Annotated in this window: 1 protein-coding gene and 1 pseudogene; both read right to left on the bottom strand. The window is 73.9% G+C overall.

The features are described 5' to 3' along the window. A pseudogene (locus HII36_RS57645) lies at window positions 1-436 on the bottom strand (hypothetical protein); the annotation flags it as partial. A gap of 728 nt (window positions 437-1,164) precedes the next feature. Beyond that, entirely contained in the window at window positions 1,165-2,130 is a 966-nt protein-coding gene (locus HII36_RS54225) for a TolB-like translocation protein (protein WP_173531213.1), read from the bottom strand. Window positions 2,131-3,162: the final 1,032 nt, after the last annotated feature.

Raw genomic sequence — 3,162 nt, 5'->3', positions numbered from 1 at the left:
GGACGGTTTCCTCGATGAGGCGTAGCAGGGCCTGTTCCGCCGTGGGCCGGGCGGCGGGGTCCGGGGCGAGGCAGTCGGCGAGTACGTCGCGCAGGCCGTCCTGCGGAAGCGCGGCCAGGCTCGCCGCTCCCTCCGCCATCCGGCTGAGCCGATCGCCGGGCTGGTCCACCGGGTACGGGTCCCGTCCGGCGGCCGCGTACGCGATGGTGATCGCCCAGCGGGCGACGTCGGCGGCCGGACCGACCGGGTCGCCGCGTACCTCCTCTGGAGCGATCGCGCCCGGCGTGTCCGACAGGCCGGGCAGGGTGTCGCGGCATTCATACCGGTGGTGCGACTCGGGCACCGCGCACAGCAGTCGCGGACCGTCGTCCGCGAGCAGCACCCGGTCCGGCTCGATCCCGGCAGGCGCCAACCCGGCCCGTTGCACGGCGGCCACCGCCGTCAACGTCCCGATCGCCAGCCGCCGCAGCGCAGCCCCCGACCAGCCACCCGCCCGGCCCTCCGGCTGACCATCTGTCCGGCCCTCCGGTTGGCCACCCGATCGGCCCTCCGGTTGGCCACCTGACCAGTCATCATCCGCCTGGTCATTCGACCGATCAGCCAGCCAGCCACCCGACTGACCACCCGGCCGGTCATCCGACCGATCAGCCGGCCAGCCACCCGACCGACCACCCGGCCGACCATCCGCCTGGCCACCTGACCAGTCATCCGCCTGGCCGGCCGACGGATCATCCGCCCGGCTGCCTGACCAGTCGTCCACCCGGCCGCCCGACGGGCCATCCACCCGGCGGCTGCCTGACCGGTCATCCGCCCGGCCGCCCGATGGACCATCCGCCCGACCGAACGAAAGACCATCGGCCCGGTCGCCCGACTGGACGTCCGGGCGGGCGCCGCTGTCACCAGGACCGGGGCGATCCGCCAGTGAGCCGCCCTCGATGTACTCGGTGACCACGAAGTCGGGGCCGGCGTCCAGCACCGCGACCGTCCCGACGGGGGCCGCCGCCCGGAACCGCTCACCCCAGGAAGGATCGGCCGGACGCCGCTCGCCCGGCCTGCCGTAGTGGCGCAGGACCACCGTCCGGCCGTCCGGCGCCTTCGCCAGGTGATCCACCACGCCGCAGCAGTGCGTCCTGAGTACCGCGATCGGCTCGTATCCGGCGACGTTCATCGGGCCGCCCTCGCCAGGCGCAGGCCAGGGGTGTTCCCGGCGGCATCGAGCGTGGCCAGCAGTCGCCGGGTCCCCTCGCGGAAGTCGATGGCCACGAACTCGTGCGGCGTCCTCGTCGGGTCGAGGATCATCAGGTGGTCGTCGCCGTACCAGCCCCACATCTCGGCCCCCTTGATCGAGTTCACGTATGTGGCGACCCGCACGCCGGTCGCCGCGTCCCAGGCGCAGTACGAGCCGCCGCTGGGACAGGTGGTGAGCATCAGCCGTCCGGACGGCGAGAACAACATCCGGCCCAGGCTCGCTCCGGTCCACGGCATCGTCCGGGTCTGCCGTCCGCGCAGGTCGCGGAAGCGCAGTCCGTCGCCGTCGCCGCTGTCGTACCCGGCCACGACGCCGTCGCCGCCGGGCGTCCAGGCGTAGGGACCCACGTCCCCTTCGGTGACGACGGTGGTGACCTGGCGGGTGGCGACGTCGAGCACCGCGAAGCCGGTCGTGCCCTTGCCGCTCACCGTGAACAGCAGCCGCGACGAGGCGCGGTCCCACGTCGGGGAGACGGCGCCGGACGGCACTTGCACGGCGAACCGCCGCCCGTCCCCGCGCCCGACGAGCATCACGCCGGTCCCGGACTGCACGGCCAGCCACGCGCCGTCGGGCGAGGCGGCGACGTCGTCCGCCGGGACGCCCGCCTCCGTGAACGCCCCGCCCTGCCCGCCGCGCAGCCAAACACCTCGCTCGTTCCGGTACGCCACGATGCGCGAAGGATCGGAGGAATGCTCGTGCAGCGTCAGCCCGATGCCGGGAGCCTGCGTCGTGGTGGCGGGTGAGGCCAGCGCGGACGGTCCCACCCCGGTGGTCTCGATCACGGGTACTGACACGGACGTCGCGGCGGTCGTCGCGGCACTCGCGCCGGATTCGTCCGCCACGACCCTGAGCCCGACGAGATACCCGGCGACAACGGACACGACCGCGACCAACGCCCCGCCTAGAGCCAGCATCGGCAGACTACGCCGAGCTCCCCGGGCCCCACCGTTCGAGCCGACTGCGCCGTTCGAGCCGACTGCGCCGTCCGCGCCGACTGCGCCGCCCGAGCCGACTGCGCCGCCCGAGCCGACTGCGCCGCCCGAGCCGACTGCGCCGGCCGCGCCCACTGCGCCGCCCGAGCCGCCCACGCCGAATGCGGCGGGCCCGCCGTCGCGAACGCTGGCGGGCACATCATCGGCAACACCTGCCGGTACGTAGCGGGCACCACCAGGCGGGACCTCGCCCGCCCCGACGTGCTGCGCGCCGCCGATGCCAACGCGCCGCATGTCGGTCACACCGCTGTGCGGCATGTCGCCGACAGCGCCAGGCGGGACACCGTCGGCGACGTCGGGTGGAATCTCGTCGGGAACGAGCGATCGGGTCGAGTGGCCGACCAGTCGGAGGAGCAACTCCCCGGCATCCGGCCGCTCCGCGGGGTCGGCCGCCAGGCAGGCCGCCACCACGGGCCGCAGATGCTCCTCCAGAACCTCCAGCGACTCCCGAGCTTCCGACGCCTCCAGTGTTCTCGGGGAACGCCCCGCCTCGGAACCCAGCGGGACCTCCGAAACCGGCAAGGTCTGCGGAGCACGCGCCTCCTCCCGAGGATGCGCCTCCTCCCAAGAGCGCGCTCCCTCCCGAGCGCGCGTCGTTTCGAGAGCGCGTGGTGCTTCGGGAGTGCCTGCCTCCGCGGGAGTACGCGTCGCTTCGGGAGTGCGTGTCTCTGCGGGAGTACGCGTCGCTTCGGGAGCGGGCGTGGTCTCGGGGACCCGCATCGCCTCCGGAGCCTCCGCTGTCTCCGGAGGCCGCGCCGTCTCCGGCGTCTCCGGAGGCAGCCATGTCGGTGGGATCTGCGGCGTCTCGGGAGGCAGCCATGTCGGTGGGATCTGCGAAGTCGGCGGGATCCGTGGAGCCGGGGGCGTCCACGGAGTCGGTGAGGCTTGAGGAGGCGGCGGGGGCTGTGGACAGGCAGGGAG

The organism is Nonomuraea antri, assembly GCF_013283785.1.
Classification (GTDB): Bacteria; Actinomycetota; Actinomycetes; order Streptosporangiales; family Streptosporangiaceae; genus Nonomuraea; species Nonomuraea antri.
Note: the sequence above shows the minus strand (reverse complement) of the source record. Positions and strands in the feature narration are given on the sequence as shown.